Genomic DNA, 20354 nt, shown 5'->3' on the forward strand with positions numbered 1-20354 from the left:
TGCGTTCTGTACTCAGTCACGGGCTCGATCACCCCAGCCGCTACCAAACTGCACGGGCCGGTCTGGCCGCCTCAACGGCGGCCACACTCTACCGCGCCAGTCAGATATGAAGATACAAGCCCCTCCCGGCGCCCAGGCACCGACCGGATCAGTCCGAGCTGTAAGGAGACGGACTGCCCGGCGGGCGCGTCTTGAAACGCTTGTGCACCCAGTAATACTGCTCGGGGTGCAGCCGGATGAACCCCTCCAGGCGCCGATTCATCTCGGCGGTATCGGCCACGAAGTCGTCAGTGGGAAAGTGCTCCCAGGGCGCATGCACGGTCACCTCGTAACCATCGCGCGTCATGCGTGCCACCACCGGCACCACCCGCCCGCGTGCCATGCGCGCAAAACGCGACAGTGAAGGAATGGTGGCGGCGGTCTGTCCGAAAAACGGCACGAACACGGAATCGCGAGGTCCATAGTCCATGTCGGGCAGCAGGTACAGCGGCTCCCCGGCCCGCAGAGCGGAAACCATGGCTTTGAGGCCCGCATTCTTGGCCACGATGTGCGGCTCGCCGAAGCGCTGCCGCCCACGCGCCATCCAGCGGTCGATGTCGGGGTTCTGCTGCCGCGCGTAGATGCCGCAGAATTTGCGATCGACCAGGGCGGTGAGCGCGATCCAGCCAGCGTCCATGCCGACGAAGTGCGGCGCGAACAGCACGGTCGGCTCGGACGACGCGAGCACCGACGGATCCCCCACCAGCCGCAAACGCCGCCGAACCGTTTCCGGCGACGCCTCCCACAGCCAGCTGCGGTCGAGCCAGGCCTGAAAAAACAGCACAAAGTGGCGCCGCACGGCACGCCGGCGTGCTGCCGGCTCATCCTCGGGGAAACACAGCGCCCAGTTGGTTTCGGCGATGCGTCGCCGGCGACCGGCCAGCGCGTACAACACCCAGCCACCCAGCCACCCGAGGGCCCGCACCCAGCCCAGCGGCCAGCGCGACAGCAATCTCATGGCGCCCAACCCCAACTGATTGGTCAAGGAAAATCTCTGGGCAGTCGGGCGGGGCATGCGGCGATCAGGCGAGGAAACGGAAAAAGGCCATGGGACTGACGGCGGGAGCGACATTCTGCCAATCTTCGGCCGGACACGGCGTTGCGCAGGGCAAGGTCATGCCGGCGCCTTGTACCGGTTGTACGACCACAGGTACTGCGCAGGCTGCTCGGCAACCAGGCGCTCCATGGCTCGGTTGATCTGGGCCGCCGCCAGGCCAGGATCGTCCTCCAAGGCCCCGTCTAGCAGGTTTTCCAGTCCGCGGACGCGAACCACATAGCCCTGCCCCCAGGGCAAGCGCTCGCCCCAGGCGAACAGCAACCTCGCCTGGCCGCTGTGCACCAAGCGCGCCGACAGGGTCATGGTGTAGGCCTCGCGTCCGAAGAAAGGCGCCCAGACTCCTTGCCCGGCAGGCGGCACCTGGTCCGGCAACAGCCCGACCGTGTCGCCGGCCTTCAGCGCCTTGATCAGTTGCTTCACCCCCGCCAGCGACGTGGGCGCGGTCAGCAGACCGGGCCGTTGGCGGGACTGTGCCATCAGCTCACGCAACCAGGGCTGGCGCGCGGGACGGAACAGGACCGTCATCGGGCGCTGACTGCCGAAACGTTCGGCATAAGCCTGCGCCGTGACCTCGAAGCAGCCCATGTGGGGCGTCATGAACAGCACCCCCTGACCGGAGGCCTGCACGGCTTCGATCAGTTCGGCACCGTCCCAGCGCAAGGGCACGGGCGCCCCCAGCCACAGCCGGGGAATCTCCAGCGCCATCTTGCCAGCCTCACCCACGGCAGACCTGGCCACACGCCACCCATAGCCTGCCTGCCGCGCATTGGCCAGCAACCGGCGCCGGTAGCGCGGGGACGACAGGAACGTGATCCAGCCCACACACCAGCCGGCCCCGTGCAACAGGACCAACGGGCACCGCGCGACGGTGCGAAACAGGGCAACAACGAAGTTCAAGACCGAGATGGAAACAGGGTGTCCGGCAAGGGCTGGCTCAGGAGGCCAGCACGCACGGCGCCACAAGCTTGATTAGAATGGAGACATCGCCGAGTTGCTGAACTGATTGCGGGGCGATTCACAAATACCGCTAAAGCGTTCGCCGAACTCAGAAAGACCGGCAACGCCGATTCACCTTCTCTGGAGTTTATATGGCGAGCGATTTTCTCTTCACGTCCGAATCTGTTTCCGAAGGCCATCCCGACAAGGTGGCCGACCAGATTTCCGACGCCATCCTGGATGCCATCTTCGAGCAGGACCCGCGCAGCCGCGTGGCCGCCGAGACGCTGACCAACACCGGTCTGGTGGTGCTGGCCGGCGAGATCACCACCAACGCGCACGTCGACTACATCCAGGTCGCGCGCGACACGATCAAGCGCATCGGCTACGACAACACCGAGTACGGCATCGACTACAAGGGCTGCGCGGTGCTGGTGGCCTATGACAAGCAGAGCAACGACATCGCCCAGGGCGTGGACCACGCCAGTGACGATCACCTCAACATCGGCGCCGGTGACCAGGGCCTGATGTTCGGCTACGCCTGCGACGAGACGCCCGAGCTCATGCCCGCGCCGATCTACTACGCGCACCGCCTGGTGGAACGCCAGGCCCAACTGCGCAAGGACGGCCGCCTGCCTTTCCTGCGCCCGGACGCCAAAAGCCAGGTCACGATGCGCTACGTGGACGGCAAACCGCACAGCATCGACACCGTGGTGCTGTCGACCCAGCACAGCCCTGACCAATCCGAGACGGCGACCAAGATGAAGCAGAGCTTCATCGACGCCGTGATCGAGGAGATCATCAAGCCGGTGCTGCCCAAGGAATGGCTGCAGGACACCAAGTACCTGATCAACCCGACCGGCCGCTTCGTCATCGGTGGCCCGCAAGGCGACTGTGGCCTGACCGGCCGCAAGATCATCGTCGACACCTACGGCGGCGCCTGCCCGCACGGCGGCGGTGCCTTCTCGGGCAAGGATCCGTCGAAGGTGGACCGCTCGGCCGCCTACGCCGCGCGCTACGTGGCCAAGAACGTGGTGGCCGCCGGCCTGGCGCGCCAGTGCCAGATCCAGGTCGCCTACGCCATCGGCGTGGCGCGCCCGATGAACGTGACCGTCTACACCGAAGGCACTGGCGTCATCCCCGACGAGCAGATCGCCCAACTGGTGCAGGAGCACTTCGACCTGCGCCCGAAAGGCATCATCCAGATGCTGGACCTGCTGCGCCCGATCTACGCCAAGACCGCGGCCTATGGCCACTTCGGCCGCGAAGAGCCCGAGTTCAGCTGGGAGCGCACGGACAAGGCCGCTGCACTGCGCGCATCGGCAGGCCTCTGAACCGACCGCCTGTCGGACCCGGGCGCCCCCCCCGGTAGCCGCCGGGCGTCCGCCTGAAAAGCCCGGCCTGTCGGCGATACCGGCAGGCCGGGCTTCTTTCCGGGGCTACCGACCGGCACCCGATACCCCCATCCCGAGATCAAGTATTGCGCTCCCCAACATGGGGAAAACCGGGTAGAAACCCCTTCATATCCCGGCTTGCCTAGACTGAAGTTTGGCCGGAATCATCCGATATGCCACGAACAGGCATGCTTGCCTGCCACGCAACGATCCGGAGCACCGAACATGGATGACCCTGTCTGCCCAGACAGCCCCCTCGCCTCTGACGCGGCTGCGCAAACCCTGGCCCTTTACGATCAAGCCCCCTGCGGTCTGCTGTCTTTCGACACCGACCTGCGTCTCGTGCGCGTCAACGGCACGCTATTGCGCTGGCTCGGCTACGAAGCCCCCGAGCTGGTGCAAACCTGTCTGCTGGACCATGTCGACGCGGCCGGACACCCTGCCCTGCAGTTGCATGCACAGGCACTCACCGAACAGCTGCCGGCCCCGCCGGTCGAGCTGGAGCTGTGCTGCAAAGGCGGTGGCCGCGTGCAGGCCCTGCTGACCTCCGTGCCCACGCTCGACGCCGGCGGCCGGTTCGTCTGCAGCAACTCCACCCTCATGGACATCAGCGAGCGCAAGGGCGTGGAACAACGCCTGGCTGCGCACGACCGGTTCCTGCAGACCTTCATCAACCGCATTCCGACCCACCTGGCCTATTACGACAAGGACCTGATCTGCCGCTACAGCAACACCGCGCATGCGGCGCGCAGTGGCAAGACACCCCCCGAAATGGTGGGCAGCCACCTGAGCCAGCTCGTCCCGCCGGAACTGCTGCCGGAGATCCTGCCCCACGTGGCCCAGGCTTTGAGCGGACAGCCGCAGAACTTTGAAGCCGAGCGCCAGTGGACGGACGGCACCCGCCACTTCTACGAAGTGCACTACCTACCCGACATGGACAACGGCGAGGTCGTGGGCATCTTCATCGAGCAGCACGACATCTCGGAACGCCGCCAGACCGAAGAGTTTGTGCTCGAAGCCAATCGCGACCTTGAAGAGCACGTGCGCGAACGCACGGCCGAGTTGTTCCAGAGCGAGCAGCGCTTCCGCCTGATGGTGGATGCGATTCACGATTACTGCATCTATTTCGTCGACGAGGAAGGCCGCATCACCGAATGGAGCGAAAGCGCCCAGCGCATGCACGGGCATGGCAAGGCGGAGATCGTCGGCAAGTCCTACAAGCACCTGCTGGCGGCCGACAACGCGGGAGAAGACGAAACCGACCCGGACCAGGTGCTGCGCCTGGCCAAGACCCATGGCCAGTGGGAGACCCGGGGCTGGCGCCTGCGCGACGATGGCTCCCGGTTCTGGGCCCACACCGTGCTGACCGCCCTGCGCAACGAGGCCGGTGACCTGCAGGGCCTGTCGAGCATCACGCGCGACATGACCGCCGCCAAGAGCCTGGAGGACGTGATGAACGACCTCAACCGCGAGCTGGAGCAGCGCGTGGCCGAGCGCACGCAGCAGCTGGTGGCTGCCAACAAGGATCTGGACGTGTTCTCGCACATGGTGTCGCACGACCTGCGCGCACCGCTGCGCCACATCAGCAGCTTCGTGACGCTGTTGCAGGAACAGATGAGCGGCCACCCGGACCCGATCAGCCAGCAGTACCTGGGCTCCATCGTCAAGGCCAGCAAGCGCATGAGCCTGATGATTGAAGGCCTGCTCGAATACGCCCGACTCGGCCGCGTGAACATCGAGTCGCAGCCGGTGCCGCTCAAGCCCCTGGTCGACGGTGTCATCGGCCACCTCCGGCAGGAACACGCGACGCGCACCATCGAATGGGTGCTGGAAGAAGACCTGCCCGTGGTCCGCGGCGACGCCATGCTGCTGGCCGAGGTGTTCACCAACCTGCTGGAAAACTCGGTCAAATACACCCGCACCCGCGAGCAGGCCCGCATCGAGATCGGCTGGCGCGTCAACCCCGTGGGCGGACGCACCTTCTACGTGAACGACAACGGCGTCGGCTTCGACCTGACCAAGGCGCACAACCTGTTCGTGATGTTCCAGCGCCAGCACCACTCGATGGACTTTGAAGGCACGGGCACCGGTTTGGCCTTGTCGCAGCGCATCATCGAACGCCACGGCGGGCGCATCTGGGCGGAGACCTCACCCAATGAGGGCTGCACGTTCTACTTCACGCTGCCGTTCGAAGGCCTGGATGCCGAGCTGGAATTCCCCAGTTCGACCATGGCCGAGCTGCCGCTCTGAGACGCCAAGGCCCGAGTATCTCCACAAAAAAAGCCCATTCGCCAACAGCGAATGGGCTTTTTGCTGGGAAGCCGGCGGTGCTCAGACCACCATGCCGGGGTTGCCCTGCATGCCCACCAGCGCCGGCGTGTTGACCTTGACGCCCTTGATCACCTTCTTGTTGCGCAGGTAGCCCGAGACCACGTCCCAGATGGGCTCGCCCTGCGCACCTTGCTGCACCGACGCCCAGCCTGCCACCTTGTATTTTTTGTCGGCCTCGATGGGCTTGCCCTTGAGCATCATGTTGTTGATGCGCTGGCCGACAGGCGCGTTGGGCGTGCAGCTGTAGGTCATGCCGCCGACACGGACCATGTCGCCGCCCTGCTGGTAGTACGGATCGGGGTTGAAGATGTTGTCGCACACATCTTCCATGATCTCCTTGATCTGCGTTCCGGTGAACTCGTTGAGCGTGGTCGCCGGGTAGGTCAGGGCCATCTGGTCCATCATGCGCTCGTAGGTGATGGCCTCCCCCGGCAGCAGCGACGTGCCCCAGCGCACCCCGGGCGAGAAGGACATGTCGGCCCCCTTGACCTCCATCAGGGCTTCGCAGATGAGCTGGTCCCACGAACCGTTGAAATTGCCGCGGCGGTACAGCAGGTCCTCGGTGACGGCCAGTTGCTCTTCCAGCTTGTCCTTGTAGGGCGCACGCACCTTGTCGATCAGGGCCTGCATGGCCGCGTCGGCGGGCAGGAGGTTGGCGAACACCGGCAGCAGCTTGTAGCGGAAGTCCTGCACCTTGCCGCCGCGCACGTCGAAGTCCAGCACCGCCAGGAACTTGCCGTTGGAGCCGGCATTGGTCACCAGCGTCTGGCCGCCGGCGTTCTTCACGATCACCGGCGCCGGCATGCCGTCATGGGTGTGGCCACCGAGCACGGCGTCGATGCCCCGCACGCGCGAGGCCATCTTGATGTCCACGTCCATGCCGTTGTGCGAGAGCACGACCACGGCCTGGGCGCCCTCGCCGCGCGCCTGGTCGACCATCTTCTGCATGTGCTCGTCCTGGATGCCGAAGGTCCAGTCGGGCACCATGTAGCGCGGGTTGGCGATGGGGGTGTACGGGAAAGCCTGGCCGATCACCGCCACCTTCACGCCGTTCATCTCGCGCAGCGCGTAGGGCTTGAAAACCTGGTCCTCGAAGTCGGTGGTCTTGATGTTCTGTGCCAGGAATTCAATGTGGCCCTTGAAGTCCTTCTCCACCACCTCCTGCACGCGCTGGGCGCCGAAGGTGAACTCCCAGTGGGGTGTCATCATGTTCACCCCGAGCAGCTTGCACGCGTCGATCATGTCCTGGCCGTTGGTCCACAGCGAGGTGGCCGAACCCTGCCAGGTGTCGCCCCCGTCGAGCAGCAGCGCGTGCGGGCGGTCGGCCTTGAGCATCTTCACCAGCGTGGCCAGGTGCGCAAAGCCGCCCACCTTGCCGTAGGTCCGCGCGGCCTTCTCGAAATTCAGGTACGTGAAGGCATGCGCCTGCGCCGTGCCGGGGCGGATGCCGTAGTGCTTGAGCATCGCCTCGCCCACGATGTGCGGCGGGCGCCCCACCGCCTCACCCACCCCCAGGTTCACGTTGGGCTCGCGGAAGTGGATCGGCATCAGCTGCGCGTGGCAGTCGGTGAAGTGCAGGAAGCTGACGTTGCCGAATTTGGGCAGGTCGTACAGCGCCTGACCGGCACCGGGCTTGGCCGCCAGCACGTCCTTGTGATCCAGGGCCATGCCGCCCGCGCTCGCCACGGCCAGCACCTGCATGAATTCACGACGGCTGAAGCTCATAAACATTCCTTTTCAATTGATGACTGATATTCGACGCAAAAAAAACCGGAAGGCCGCACCTGCACGGGCAGATGCGGCCGGCCAGATCACCGGTTGACCGGCGACTTCGGATCCAGCAACAGCGCCATCACGTCCTTGAGCTGGGCTTCGTTCAGGATGCCCTTGTGCCCCACGCGCGGCATCTGCGAACAGGCGTTGTAGGCACGCGAGTTCCACAGCTTGCCCCAGGTGTACTCGACGATGGCCTTGGAGGCTTCGGCGCTCGGGTCGGTCACGCCACGCAGCTTGCCGTAGTTGTACAGGCTCGGGCCCAGCGTGCCGAAGGAGATTTCCTCCTTGCTGATCTGGTGGCAGTTGTAGCAGTTGCCGCCATTGACCGTCTTCTCATTGTCGGACCAGGTCAGGCCACGGCCGCTCTGGGCGATCTTCTCGCCCTCTTTCCAGTCGCCGATGAACTTGCCGTCCGAAGGCCATTTCATGGTCTTCATCTCGGCCGCCTCGATGGCCTTGGCCACCTTTTCGTCGATGGGCTTGCGCGCCACATCGGCAGCCGCGCATTCGCGGTTGGCGTCGTCCTGGACCAGGCGGTCGACCTTGGCAATGCCCCGGTCCTGGAACGAGGCCTTGACGACGTCGGCCGTGATGCGGTCGTGGTCGGCGGTGCCACCGGACGAACCGCAGGCGCTCAGGCCCAGTGCCAGCACGGATGCGCCCGCCAGGGAGACGATGGTTGGGGTGTGTTTCATGCGAATCTCCTCCGGCCTCAGCGCTTAATGGCGGGCACGATGGACTCGGCCCCCTTGGCGTTCACGCCCATGTAGACACCGAGCGCGATGGTCGCGTCGCTGCCGAACTTGGGCTCGGGAAAGCGTTGCTGCCGGTAGCAGTCGTTCAGCCGCAACTGCATGCCCCACATCTGCGCGTTGGACACGCGATAGGCCGGCCAGGCGGCAAAGCCCACGCCGTCGCCCGGGTTCTTGGTCAGGTTGGGCAGGTCCTGCAGGCGGATGCGTTTGCCTTCTTCGCCGTGACAGGATGCGCAGGAAAAGTCGTGCGGGCCGCCCCGCATGAAGAACAGGCGCTTGCCCACTTCGTACATGGTCTTTTCCTGCGCCGTGTTCTGGGGCAGGTTGAAGTGCATGCCCTTGGACTGCGTGGCCACATAGGTCGCCAGCGCGGTGACGTTGGCCATCTCGCCACGGCCGAACGGGGTTTTCATGACCTCGGCGCCATTGAAGCCCTGCAGGGTCTCCATGCAATGGATCAGGCGCGTCTCCATGTCCATGACGCGCCCCGTGTCCTTGAAGTAGCGCGGCAGTTCGACAAAAGCGCCTTCGAGCACGCCCGGGCCTTTGCCCAGGTCGCAGCGCTCCAGGGACGCGTTCTTCGGCCCGCGTTTCTGCTTCCAGAGCTCCTCGCCCTTCATCTCGAACAGCTCGGCCGGGTTGCCGTCCTGCAGCATTTCCCGGTACTTGGCAATCCCGTCGGCCGTCGCATCCTGCGCCTGGGCTCCTCCGGCACATGCCACCGCCAGCGTGGCCAGCACCACCACTTTGCGTTTCATCTGGGGTCTCCTTGTTGTGATGAAAAACAAACGGCCAGCAACTTGCGTGGCTGGCCGCATGAACCGCCCGGCCCGGTCAGGCGATGGCGGCTTCGTCGGTGCGCGAGTCGCTCTTGTTGTCGACCCACTTGACGACGATCTTGTCGCCCTTGGCCCCGCCCTTGAACTTGAAGGACAGGAACGGGTTCTGGGACACGGCGCCGCTGAACACGGCCTTGAGCACGGTCTTGCCGTTGTGCGTGGCTTCGACGTCCTTGATGAAGTGCGCCGGGATCAGCGCCCCGGATGCGTCCTTGCGGGTGCCGGGTTCCATGGGGTGGGACATCAGCACGCGGACGGTGGTTTCTTCGCCGGAAAGGGCGGCGCGGATGCGCATCGGATCAGCCATGAGGGACTCCTGAATCGGTATCTGGAAAGGGAATGGTGAACACGCGGGGCGGCGTTCAGCCGCCGCAACCGCCGAGCGTGACCTTGGTTTCCTTGACGGCCGAATACAGCTTGCCGTCGGCCTTGACGACCGCCACCACGTTGGTGCTCTGGCCCATCTTCAGACGCGTCTGCACTTCGGAAGCGGTGCCCGCCGGGATCATGAAGGCGGCAGCCAGCGGGGTCGGGTTCTTTTCGACGATGAGATAGATCTCGGTCGTGTTGGGCAGCTTGCTGGTGGCGCCCACGGGAACCACGGCACCGTTTTCAGCGATGTCCGGAGACACCACGGTGATCTGGTCGCTGGAGGCCGGTTGGCCACCGATGGCCTTGAGGGCCTCTTCCAGCGACTTGCCCTGGAAGTTGACCTGGTCGATCGCAGCCTGGGCCTGGCTCTGGGTCACGATGCCCAGCGACACCAGCGTGGCAAAGGCACCGGAGGTCTTGAGTGCTTGGCGACGGGATTGGTTCATGATGAACTCCTTATGAAATAGGGCGGGAAGTTTACTTGTCAGGGGCACCGGCGAGCACCCATTCGGCCAGCAGCTTGAGCTCGTCGTCCTTGAGGTTCGGCTGCGGCGGCATCGGCACGGGCCCGTACATGCCGGAACCACCCGACTTGATGCGTGCCGCCACCTTGGCCACGGCGTCGGCCTGGCCCTGGTGCTTGGCCATCACCTCTTTGTACGAAGGCCCCACCAGCTTCTTGTCGGCCGCATGGCAGGCCAGGCAGGCGCTCTTGCTCGCCAGGGCTTTGGCCGCCACGGCGTCGACGGCGTGGGCAGACGCAGCGGCCCCCAGCAAAGCCAGCAGCGCGGCGAGCGACTTCGTGTTCATGTTCATAAGCTTAGGCACTCCTAGGAAAAACAGGTACGGGGTAAACGATTAATTCCGAATATTTGTGAATAGGGATTTTTGATCCGCTCAGGGTGCGCCGGCAGCGATCCACTGGGCGATGGCCTTGGCGTCGGCCTCCCCCACCTGGGCCTGTGGCGGCATCGGCACCGCCCCCCAGACGCCCTCGCCGCCGTTGCGGATCTTGCCCATCAGGTAGGCCTCCAGATCGGCCCGGCCTTTGTGTTTGGCGGCAATCTCGTTGAAGCCCGGTCCCACGATCTTGCTCTTGACCCCATGGCAGGCGGTGCAGCTGTTGCTGTTGAGCAGGGCTTTGGCGTCCACACCCCCGGCGGGCGCCGCCGCGGCCACGACCACGGCCTTCGGCGGCGGAGCGCTGCCGACCGGCCCCTTCGGCGGTGGCTGCGAGGTGTCTGCGCCGCGCACCGGTCCGATCACGCGGTTCTGCTCCAGGATATTGCCGTGGGCGTCACGCGCAAAACCGGGCAGGCTCGAATGCACTTTGGGATCGACCTCGCAGTTCTTCATGCAGGCCACGTTCTTCACGTCGCCCTTGCCCGAGGCTTTCCACAGCGGTTCGTAGAACACCATGCCGTTGCGGTTGGGCATGCGCTTTTGCACCTCGGCGATGTTCTTGTCGCTGAGGGTGAAGTCGGCGGGCACCACCTCGGCCAGGTTGAGCAGGTACGCGGTGACGGCGTACACGTCGTCGGCGCTCAGCGACTTGGGCGCGTTCCAGGGCATGGCGCGGTTGATGTAGTCCCACAGCGTCGAGAGCGTGGCGACCTTCATCATCGTGGTCTTCTGCGGGGCCGACGGATTGCCCGCCACCAGCGCCGCAACGCGGCCGGTTTCGATGTCCTTGCGCGTGGTACCGCCAATGATGGGTGTGAACACCTCGTTGGACTCGCCGAAGGCACCGTGGCAGGACGCGCACTTGCCTTCCCACACGGTCTCACCGCGCGAGACCGTGCCCGAACCCGCCGGCAGCCCCTTGAAATCGGGCCGCACATCGATGTCCCAGGCCTTCACCTCGGCGCGCGTGGCGTCGCGGCCGATGGTGTCCCAGGGGCGGGACTGGGCCTGCGCGGCCTGCACACCCAAGGCGAGGGCCGATGCCGCGACCAGCACCCGGAAAGAGGAAAACAACATCGCGTTCATCAGTACACCTGCACGTTGGAGACTTCACCGTTTTCGGACACCAGCCAGCTCTGGATGGCGTTCTGGTGGTAGACCGAGCGGGTACCCCGCACGGCGCGCAGCTGGTTGATCTTGGGTTGCACGTAGCCGGTGCTGTCGATGGCGCGGCTTTGCAGCACGGCGGGTTTGCCGTCCCACACCCAGTCGATGTTGAAACGCGTCAGCGCCTTGGGGAGAATCGGCCCTTCCAGGCGCGCGGTGCGCCAGTTGCGGCCACCGTCCACGCTCACGTCCACCCGCTTGATCGCGCCGCGACCCGACCAGGCCAGGCCGGTCACGTTGTAGTACCCCTTGTCCAGCAGCATCTGCCCACCGGACGGCGTGGTGATCACGCTCTTGCACTCCTGGATGCCGGTGTACTGGCGGTGGGTGCCGTCGGGCATGTGGTCGATGTAGTGCACCGCCTCGTCCTTGGTGGCGTACTTCTCATCGCCCACCTCGATGCGGCGCAGGTACTTGACCCAGCTCACACCCTGGATCCCCGGCACCACCAGCCGCAACGGGTAACCGTTTTCGGGACGCAGCATCTCGCCGTTCATGCCCCAGGCCACGATGCAGTCGTCCATCGCGCGCTCGATGTCGATCGTGCGCGTCATCGACGAGCCGTCGGCCCCTTCGGCCAGCACGTACCGCGCCTTCTTCTTGTCGATGCCGCACATCTCCAGCAGCGTCGACAGCAGCACCCCGGTGAACTCCGAGCAGCTGATCATGCCGTGCGTGTACTGCACCGTCGGCACCGCCACATTGCCCCACTCGGTGGCCGAGTTGGCACCACATTCAATGAAGTGGATGCGCGAGACGCTGGGCAGGCGCATCAGGTCGTCCATGGTGAACACGCGCTCGCGCTTGACCAGGCCGTTGACCATCAGACGGTGCTGCGACGGGTCGATGTCCCACCAGCCCTGGTGGTGGCGCTCGAAGTGCAAGCCGCTGGGCGTGATGATGCCGAACAGCCCTTGCAAGGGCGTGAAGCTCACCGACGCCTGGTTCACCCGCGTCAGCCCCGGGCTCTGGCGGCGCTGGAGGTTGGCCTCCCACTGGCTGGGCTTGCCGTAGCCGTCGGTGGCCACCGCCTGGCCCAGCCCGGTGGTGTGTGCCGGCAGCTTGAGGATGGCGTCCTCGCCCTCGGCCGCGAGGGCCCGCGTGGCCGCCCCGGCCGAAGCCGCGACACCCGCGCCCATGGCGAGGGCCTTGCCCATGAAGCGGCGGCGCGCCTTGCGGGCGTCCTCCAGCTTCTCGGTACTCAGACCATTTTCGGGCGCGGGCAGCACGCGTCCGATGACGTCACCGAGTTGATCAGACACTTGTGTGTTCCTTGTGATTGACGGGGGAAACAGAAGGCCGGCCGGCCTGGTACATCAGGCCCGGAGCCGGGACACAGGGGCCTGGGCCATGCCCGTGGCGCGCCTGGCGTGGTGGACGCAGCACGCCTGAGCACCCCGCACGTGCAGCACGAGCAGGCGCAGACGCGTCGGTTCGCCCAACCCGCTGAAGCAACGGGCGGCAGACTCGAACACGTCGTGCTGACCTTCCAAGGCTTGTCTCCGGATCGTGGGTTTGATGGTTTTCAACAACTATATGATTGATTGCCTATATATAGATTAGTGTAAACCCGAATCGATCCGGTTCTGCCCCGGGGCGACCTGGCGGGCAGCACGGCCTCGCCACCCCGGCGCCCCGCTAGGGTTTTCACCGTTTGGTGGTGGGGATACCGGCGCTAGTATGGTTTATGGATATATGCAGAACTACTGATTCTGCTGTGGATCCAGTGGCATGCGCTACAGTTTCGCGAGCAACTTTCCACCACTCGACCCAAGGAGACTCCCCCGATGAACCCCACGATGAAATGGCTCGCCGCCGGCGCGCTGTGCACCGCCGCCCTGGCTGCCCAGGCGCAGGTCAATCAGGTCCGTGTCTGGGCTGCAGCCTGCGCCAACTGCCACGGAACGGACGGCCGGGCACAGACCGGCATGGAATCGCTGGCCGGCAAAGACAAGGACGAACTGGTGCAGAAGCTGATGGACTTCAAGTCCGGTCGCAAGCCCGCGACCATCATGCACCAGCTCTCCAAGGGGTACACCGACGAGCAGTTGGGCCAGATCGCGGCGTACTTCGCCGCCCAGAAGAAATAAGCCACGAGAGGAACACTGATCATGATGAAGCGTCGTCAATTTGTTCAGACCCTGGGTGCCGGCTCGGCACTGGCCGGCATCGGCCTGACCGCCGGCTGCGCCAGCACCGGGGGCAGCGGTGCCCACGTGGTGGTGGTCGGCGGGGGCTACGGTGGCGCCACCGCGGCCAAGTACATCCGGCTGTTTTCCGACCAGAGCATCCGTGTCACGCTGGTCGAGCCCAACCCGGCCTTCGTGTCCTGCCCGATCTCCAACCTGGTCCTGCAGGGCAGCAAGACCATCGCCGACGTCACCACGCCCTACGACAACCTCGCCAAACGCCACGGCGTGAAGGTGGTGCGCGACCGCGTCGCCCGCATCGACCCCGACAAGCGCACCGTGCAGCTGGCCAGCGGCGGTGAACTCAGCTACGACCGGCTGATCGTCTCGCCGGGCATCGACTTCATGTGGGACACCCTGCCCGGCATGGCCAAGGAAGGCGCGCAGGACAAGGTGCTGCACGCCTGGAAGGCCGGCGCCCAGACCGTGGCCCTGCGCCAGCAGCTTGAAGCCATGCCCGACGGTGGCGTGTACGCGCTGTCGATCCCGCTGGCCCCGTACCGCTGCCCGCCCGGCCCCTACGAACGCGCCAGCCTGGTGGCCAACTACTTCAAGAAGGCCAAACCCAAGAGCAAGGTGGTCATCTTCGACGCCAACGACGACATCCAGTCGAAGAAGGGCCTGTTCCTCAAGGCCTGGGACGAGCACTACAAGGGGCTCATCGAATACCGCCCCAAACACAAGGTGGTCGATGTCGACGCCGCCAACCTGACCCTGAAGTTCGAGTTCAACGACGACTTCAAGGCCAGCGTCGCCAACGTCGTGCCCACCATGCGCGCGGGCGACATCGCGGTCAAGACCGGCCTGGCCACGGCCAACAACCGCTGGTGCGAGGTCGACTTCCTGACCTTCGAGTCCAAGGCCGCGAAAAACATCCACGTGCTCGGCGACGCGATCCAGATCGCACCCGCCATGCCCAAGTCCGGCCACATGGCCAACCAGCATGGCAAGACCTGCGCCGCCGCCGTCGTCTCGCTGCTGCAGGGCAAAGAGCCCCCTGCCCTGCCGCTGTATGCCAACACCTGCTACAGCTTCGTGACCGACGAGGACGTGGTGCACGTGGCCAGCGTGCACCGCTATGACGCAGAGAAAAAGACCATGCTGCCGGTGGCCGGCGCCGGTGGCGTCTCCAGCGCGGCCAGCGAACTCGAAGGCCGCTACGCCCACGCCTGGGCGCGCAACATCTGGGCCGACACCCTGGCTTGATGGCATCGCCAGCCCTGGCCGCGTGCCAGGGCTTTTTTACCGGCCTTATATCCGTACAGAGTTATCCATGAATGGGTTTCCCCGTCCGACCCTCCGACCCCTGGCCTGCGCCCTGGCCCTGCTGCCGGCGCTGCTGACCGGTGCCACCGCCTGGGCCCAGGCCGACGAAGCGCGGGCCAAGAAGATCGCGGGCGGCTCGTGCTTCCTGTGCCACGGTGCCCAGGGCGAGTCGACCAGCGAGATCTTTCCGCGCCTGGCCGGCCAGCACGCCGAATACATCGCCAAGCAGCTCGACGCCTTCAAGACCGGCAAGCGCAAGAGCACGGCCATGGCCGAAATGGTCGCCAAGCTCACGCCCGAGGAGATGCTGGCCCTGGGCCGGTACTACGAGAAGATGAGCCTCCCCCGTGAAGAAGCCAAGGACCCGCAACTGGCCGCCATGGGGCGCTACATCTTCCACAACGGCAACAAGTTCAGCGGCGTGCCCGCCTGCGTGGCCTGCCACGGCACGGCCGCCGAAGGCGCTGCCAACCTGCCGCGCTTGGCGGGCCAGTTCTCCGGCTACATCCACACCCAGCTCAAGCAGTTCCACAAGCGCGAGCGGACCAACGACAACGCCGTGATGCACACCGTGGTCGAGAAGATGACCGAGCTGGAGATGGCGGCGGTGGCGGAATACGTCAGCAGTAAATAAGAAGCCCCCACGCTCCGCCGCTGCGCGGGTCGCTGCCCCCCGAGGGGGCTGGGCCTGCCTTGGGGCGGCCCGGCGGCTGGCCCGGTAGCCCCCACGCTCCGCCGCTGTGCGGGTCGCTGCTCCCTGAGGGGGCTGGGCCTGCCTTGGGACGGCCCGGCGGCTGGCCCGTCGGCCCCCACGCTCCGCCGCTGCGCGGGTCGCTGCTCCCCGAGGGGGCTGGGCCTGCCTTGGGACGGCCCGGCGGCTGGCCCGTCGGCCCCCACGCTCCGCCGCTGCACGGGTCGCTGCCCCCCGAGGGGGCTGGGCCTGCCTGGGGGCGGCCCGGCGGCTGGCCCGGAAGCCCCCACGCTCCGCCGCTGCGCGGGTCAGGGCACGCAGACACCGTCATTCCCGCGCAGGCGGGAATCCAGCAAGCTCACCCAGCCCGGTGATCTCCCTGATCCTCGCCGCGCTCAGGCCACTTGGGCGGCGAGTTCGCCCTTGTCGTAGCGCTTCTGCATCGCCTCCAGGCTGTGTACCTTCGTGATCTTGCTCGCCATGCCGGCCGAGCCGAAGGCCTCGTAGCGCGCGGCGCAGATCGCCTGCATGGCCTTGGTAGCTTCCTTGTAGAACTTGCGCGGATCGAAGTTCTTGCGGTCTTGCGCCAGGTGCTGGCGGATGGCGCCGGTGCTGGCCATGCGCAGGTCGGTGTCGATGTTGACCTTGCGCACGCCGTTCTTGATGCCTTCGACGATCTCTTCCACCGGCACGCCGTAGGTCTGCCCCATGTCGCCGCCGTACTGGTTGATGATGGCCAGCCAGTCTTCCGGCACGCTGGACGAACCGTGCATCACCAGGTGCACATTGGGAATGCGCTGGTGAATCTCCTTCACGCGGTCGATGCGCAGCACCTTGCCGCTGGGCTTGCTGGTGAACTTGTAGGCGCCGTGGCTGGTGCCGATGGCAATCGCCAGCGCGTCGACCTGGGTCTTGCGCACGAAGTCGGCGGCCTCGTCCGGGTCGGTCAGCAGCATGGAGTGGTCCAGCTCGCCTTCGGCGCCGTGCCCGTCCTCTTCACCCGCCTTGCCGGTTTCCAGCGAGCCCAGGCAACCGAGTTCGCCTTCGACCGACACCCCGCAGGCGTGGGCCAGGTCCACCACCTGTTTCGTCGTGGCGACGTTGTATTCGTAGCTCGACGGCGTCTTGCCATCGGCCAGCAGGCTGCCGTCCATCATCACCGAGCTGAAGCCGGACTGGATGGAGCGGAAGCACACGCCCGGGGTGGCGCCGTGGTCCTGGTGCATGCACACCGGAATGTGCGGGTACATCTCGATCGCGGCGGCGATCAGGTGGCGCAGAAAGGGCTCGCCGGCGTAAGAGCGCGCGCCCGCCGAGCCCTGCAAGATCACCGGGCTGTCCACCTGTGCGGCCGCCTGCATGATGGCCTGCACCTGCTCCATGTTGTTGACGTTGAAGGCCGGCAGGCCGTAGTGGTGTTCGGCCGCGTGGTCGAGCAGCTGGCGAAGAGAGATGAGAGCCATGGGGGTTCCTTGAGAGGGTTGATCGTTTGGCGTGCCTGTGGGCGTCTGCGCGAGACATCGGGGCCCGAGTGGATTCGTCATTCCCGTGAATGCAGGAGTCCCTGTCGGTCTCGGTAGAGCGTCTTGGAAGACCGTGGACGCCCGCGTTCGCGGGCGTGACGAGAAAACCCGCTTCAGACGCGGGAGTGGCGAGAAGCGGGGTGCATATTTCACCGAGCCCGCCGCGCCAGCACCTCGAACGCCGGCAGCGTCTTGCCTTCGAGCACCTCCAAGAAGGCGCCACCGCCGGTGGAGATGTAGCCCACGTCCTTCTCGATGCCGTACTTGGCAATCGCCGCCAGCGTGTCGCCACCGCCGGCGATGCTGAAGGCATCCGATTCGGCGATCGCCTGCGCGATCACTTTGGTGCCGTTCTCGAAGGCCGCGAACTCGAACACGCCCACCGGGCCGTTCCAGACGATGGTGCCGGCCTGCTTGAGCTTCTGTGCCAGCTTGGCCGCGGTCTTGGGACCGATGTCCAGGATCAGGTCGTCGTCGGCCACGTCGGTGGCGGCCTTCACCGTGGCTTCCGCGTCGGCCGCGAAGGCTTTGGCGCAGACCACGTCTTCGGGGATCGGTACCTCGGCGCCGCGCGCCTTCATGGCTTCGATCACGGCCGTGGCTTCACCCAGCAGGTCGGGCTCGGCCAGGCTCTTGCCGATCTTCAGGCCGGCAGCGAGCATGAAGGTGTTGGCGATGCCACCGCCGACGATCAGGCCGTCCACGTTCTTCGCGAGGGACTGGAGGATGGTGAGCTTGGTCGAGACCTTGGAGCCAGCGACGATGGCGACCAGCGGGCGCTTCGGGTTGGCCAGGGCCTTGCCGATGGCGTCCATTTCGGCGGCCAGCAGCGGGCCGGCCGAGGCGATGGGCGCGGTTTCGGCGATGCCGTAGGTCGTGCCTTCGGCGCGGTGGGCGGTGCCGAAGGCGTCGTGCACGAAGATGTCGCACAGCTTGCCCAGCTTGGCCGCCAGTTCGGGGCTGTTTTTCTTCTCGCCCTTGTTGAGGCGGCAGTTTTCCAGCAGCACGACTTCGCCGGGCTGCAGGTCAAAGGCGCCGTCGACCCAGTCGGCCACCAGGCGCACCGGGCGGCCCAGCAGTTCGCCCAGGCGGGCGGCCACGGGGGCCAGCGAGTCTTCGGGTTTGAACGCACCTTCGGTCGGGCGGCCCAGGTGGCTGGTGACCATCACCGCGGCGCCGGCGTCCAGCGCCATCTGGATCGCGGGCACCGAGGCGCGGATGCGGGTGTCTTCGGTGATGTGGCCGGCGTCGTCCTGCGGCACGTTCAGGTCGGCGCGGATGAAGACCCGTTTATCGCGGGCAAAACCGCTGCGGCACACATCGCTGAATCGGAGGAACTTCATGAGCCGACCTCCTCAGCCGCCGCGTGCCACCACACGTGCCATCTCCAGGCACTTGTTGGAGTAACCCCACTCGTTGTCGTACCAGCTCACGACCTTCACGAAGGTCTTGTCCAGCGCGATGCCGGCGTCGGCGTCGAACACGCTGGTGCAGGTCTCACCCCGGAAGTCGGTGGCCACCACCTTGTCTTCCGTGTAGCCCAGCACGCCCTTGAGCGCGCCCTGGCTCTGCGCCTTCATCTCGGCCTTGATCTCTTCGTAGCTGGCTTCGCTGTTGAGTTCCACCGTCAGGTCGACCACCGACACGTCGGAGGTCGGCACGCGGAAGCTCATGCCGGTGAGCTTCTTGTTCAGCTCGGGGATCACCACGCCCACGGCCTTGGCGGCACCGGTGGAGGACGGGATGATGTTTTCCAGGATGCCGCGGCCACCGCGCCAGTCTTTGTTGCTGGGGCCGTCCACGGTCTTTTGTGTGGCGGTGGCAGCGTGCACGGTGGTCATCAGGCCGCGCTTGATGCCCCACTTGTCGTTGAGCACCTTGGCCACGGGGGCCAGGCAGTTGGTGGTGCAGGAGGCGTTGGAGATGATGGTCTGACCGGCGTAGGTCTTGTCGTTCACGCCGAAGACGAACATGGGGGTGTCGTCCTTGGAGGGGGCGGAGAAGATGACTTTCTTGGCGCCCGCAGCCAGGTGCTTTTCGCCGCCGGCCTTGTCCAGGAAGATGCCGGTGGATTCAATGACCACGTCGGCGCCGACTTCGTTCCACTTGAGCGCGGACGGGTCTTTCTCGGCGGTCAGGCGGATCTTCTTGCCGTTGACCACCAGGGTGTTGCCTTCCACGCTGACGCTGCCCTTGAAGCGGCCGTGCACGCTGTCGTACTGCAGCATGTAGGCCAGGTATTCGGGTTCGAGCAGGTCGTTGATGGCAACGATCTGAATGTCCGGGAAGTTCTGGATCGCGCTGCGCAGCACGTTGCGACCGATGCGGCCGAATCCGTTGATACCGACTTTGATAGCCATGGCCTGAAGGGCTCCTTGAATGAAATGAACCAGAAAAGGGATGCGGTGCTGGCCGGCTCAGGCCAACAGCGCGGCGATGTCGGGAATGACGCGGTCCGGGTCGCAGCTTTCAATGGGCTGCCCCATGTTGTAGCCATAGGGCAGCGCCCAGACCGCCACGCCGGCATTGCGGGCCGTGGCCACGTCGATGGAGGAGTCGCCCACGAACAGCGTGCGCTCGCGCCCCACGCCGAAGCGGCGCAGGCAGTCGTCCACCGCCATCGGGTCGGGCTTCTTGACCGGCAGGGTGTCGCCGCTGATGACCTGGTCGAAGCTGTCGGCCAGGCCGTGCGCGGCCAGCACCGGGCGGGTGTAGCGCGCCTCCTTGTTGGTCACCACCGCCAGCCGCACACCGGCCGCACGCAACGCCTGCAGCGTCTCCCGCACCCGCGGGTACAGGCGGCTGCGGGTGCCACAGCGCTGTTCGTAGCAACGGGCAAACACCGCCTCGGCATCGGCAAACCCCGGGTCGTGGCGCACCGCATCGGGCGGCTGCTGCCCGGTGTGGGCCAGCGCCTGGATCAGCAGCTCGCGCGTGCCGTGGCCGATCCAGTCGTCCACCTGGCGCTGGGTGACGGGCGAACGCCCCAGGTGGGCCAGCGCATCGTTGACGGCATCGGCGATTTCCGGCGCGGTTTCCACCAACGTGCCGTCGAGGTCGAAAAGAATCAGGTCGTAAAGGGGCGGGGTCATCGCGTCGTCCAGGGGGTCTCGGAG

At 65.8% G+C, this 20354-nt stretch carries 19 protein-coding genes; 5 read left to right on the plus strand and 14 right to left on the minus strand.

The window, feature by feature from the left end:
* Positions 1-148 precede the first annotated feature (148 nt).
* Positions 149-1111, minus strand: coding sequence for a lysophospholipid acyltransferase family protein (locus L0977_RS04745; RefSeq protein WP_442786609.1), 963 nt, complete (start codon positions 1109-1111; stop codon positions 149-151).
* A 42-nt stretch (positions 1112-1153) separates the two neighbouring features.
* Positions 1154-1993 (minus strand): lysophospholipid acyltransferase family protein, encoded by an 840-nt coding sequence (locus L0977_RS04750; protein ID WP_234263643.1) that lies wholly within the window; start codon positions 1991-1993, stop codon positions 1154-1156.
* Positions 1994-2184: 191 nt separating this feature from the next.
* Between L0977_RS04750 and metK the strand changes: the two genes are divergently transcribed.
* Both metK and L0977_RS04760 read left to right on the plus strand, forming a co-directional pair.
* Positions 2185-3366, plus strand: a complete 1182-nt coding sequence (metK, locus tag L0977_RS04755; protein ID WP_234263644.1) for a methionine adenosyltransferase — start codon at positions 2185-2187, stop codon at positions 3364-3366.
* A 285-nt stretch (positions 3367-3651) separates the two neighbouring features.
* Positions 3652-5676, plus strand: coding sequence for a PAS domain-containing sensor histidine kinase (locus L0977_RS04760; RefSeq protein WP_234263645.1), 2025 nt, complete (start codon positions 3652-3654; stop codon positions 5674-5676).
* Positions 5677-5757: 81 nt separating this feature from the next.
* Here the strand turns inward: L0977_RS04760 and soxB are convergent, their stop codons facing one another.
* From soxB to soxC, 8 genes are all read right to left on the minus strand, one after another.
* Positions 5758-7482, minus strand: a complete 1725-nt coding sequence (soxB, locus tag L0977_RS04765) for a thiosulfohydrolase SoxB (RefSeq protein ID WP_234263646.1) — start codon at positions 7480-7482, stop codon at positions 5758-5760.
* A gap of 86 nt (positions 7483-7568) precedes the next feature.
* Complete coding sequence (gene soxX, locus L0977_RS04770; protein ID WP_234263647.1) at positions 7569-8228, minus strand: sulfur oxidation c-type cytochrome SoxX; 660 nt, start codon at positions 8226-8228, stop codon at positions 7569-7571.
* 17 nt (positions 8229-8245) lie between these two features.
* Positions 8246-9046: a sulfur oxidation c-type cytochrome SoxA gene (gene soxA / locus L0977_RS04775; protein WP_234263648.1), complete on the minus strand. Its 801-nt coding sequence runs from the start codon at positions 9044-9046 to the stop codon at positions 8246-8248.
* Positions 9047-9122: 76 nt separating this feature from the next.
* Positions 9123-9434, minus strand: a complete 312-nt coding sequence (gene soxZ, locus L0977_RS04780; protein ID WP_234263649.1) for a thiosulfate oxidation carrier complex protein SoxZ — start codon at positions 9432-9434, stop codon at positions 9123-9125.
* A gap of 55 nt (positions 9435-9489) precedes the next feature.
* Entirely contained in the window at positions 9490-9945 is a 456-nt protein-coding gene (soxY, locus tag L0977_RS04785; protein WP_234263650.1) for a thiosulfate oxidation carrier protein SoxY, read from the minus strand.
* A 31-nt stretch (positions 9946-9976) separates the two neighbouring features.
* The gene (locus tag L0977_RS04790) at positions 9977-10315 is read right to left on the minus strand and encodes a c-type cytochrome (protein WP_234263651.1); all 339 of its coding nucleotides are present in this window, start codon (positions 10313-10315) and stop codon (positions 9977-9979) included.
* An 81-nt stretch (positions 10316-10396) separates the two neighbouring features.
* A complete protein-coding gene (locus tag L0977_RS04795) occupies positions 10397-11479 on the minus strand; it encodes a c-type cytochrome (RefSeq protein ID WP_234263890.1) in 1083 nt (360 codons plus the stop codon).
* 8 nt (positions 11480-11487) lie between these two features.
* Positions 11488-12831, minus strand: a complete 1344-nt coding sequence (gene soxC / locus L0977_RS04800) for a sulfite dehydrogenase (protein ID WP_234263652.1) — start codon at positions 12829-12831, stop codon at positions 11488-11490.
* A gap of 525 nt (positions 12832-13356) precedes the next feature.
* On the opposite strand from soxC, the gene L0977_RS04805 reads away from it, so the two are divergent.
* From L0977_RS04805 to L0977_RS04815, 3 genes are all read left to right on the plus strand, one after another.
* Positions 13357-13659, plus strand: coding sequence for a c-type cytochrome (locus L0977_RS04805; RefSeq protein WP_234263653.1), 303 nt, complete (start codon positions 13357-13359; stop codon positions 13657-13659).
* Positions 13660-13683: 24 nt separating this feature from the next.
* The gene (locus L0977_RS04810) at positions 13684-14964 is read left to right on the plus strand and encodes an FCSD flavin-binding domain-containing protein (protein ID WP_234263891.1); all 1281 of its coding nucleotides are present in this window, start codon (positions 13684-13686) and stop codon (positions 14962-14964) included.
* Positions 14965-15031: 67 nt separating this feature from the next.
* Positions 15032-15658 carry a c-type cytochrome gene (locus tag L0977_RS04815; RefSeq protein WP_234263654.1) on the plus strand — a complete coding sequence of 209 codons (627 nt, stop codon included), beginning with the start codon at positions 15032-15034 and terminating at the stop codon, positions 15656-15658.
* A 452-nt stretch (positions 15659-16110) separates the two neighbouring features.
* On the opposite strand, the gene fba is transcribed toward L0977_RS04815, so the two are convergent.
* The 4 genes from fba to L0977_RS04835 all read right to left on the minus strand — a co-directional run bounded on the left by fba (position 16111) and on the right by L0977_RS04835 (position 20330).
* Positions 16111-17178 (minus strand): class II fructose-bisphosphate aldolase, encoded by a 1068-nt coding sequence (gene fba / locus L0977_RS04820; protein WP_234263655.1) that lies wholly within the window; start codon positions 17176-17178, stop codon positions 16111-16113.
* 209 nt (positions 17179-17387) lie between these two features.
* Positions 17388-18581 (minus strand): phosphoglycerate kinase, encoded by a 1194-nt coding sequence (locus L0977_RS04825; RefSeq protein ID WP_234263656.1) that lies wholly within the window; start codon positions 18579-18581, stop codon positions 17388-17390.
* A 12-nt stretch (positions 18582-18593) separates the two neighbouring features.
* Entirely contained in the window at positions 18594-19598 is a 1005-nt protein-coding gene (gap, locus tag L0977_RS04830) for a type I glyceraldehyde-3-phosphate dehydrogenase (RefSeq protein ID WP_234263657.1), read from the minus strand.
* Positions 19599-19655: 57 nt separating this feature from the next.
* Positions 19656-20330 carry a phosphoglycolate phosphatase gene (locus L0977_RS04835; RefSeq protein WP_234263658.1) on the minus strand — a complete coding sequence of 225 codons (675 nt, stop codon included), beginning with the start codon at positions 20328-20330 and terminating at the stop codon, positions 19656-19658.
* Positions 20331-20354: the final 24 nt, after the last annotated feature.

It is taken from the genome of Hydrogenophaga sp. NFH-34, assembly GCF_021401345.1.
Lineage (GTDB): Bacteria > Pseudomonadota > Gammaproteobacteria > Burkholderiales > Burkholderiaceae_C > Hydrogenophaga > Hydrogenophaga electricum.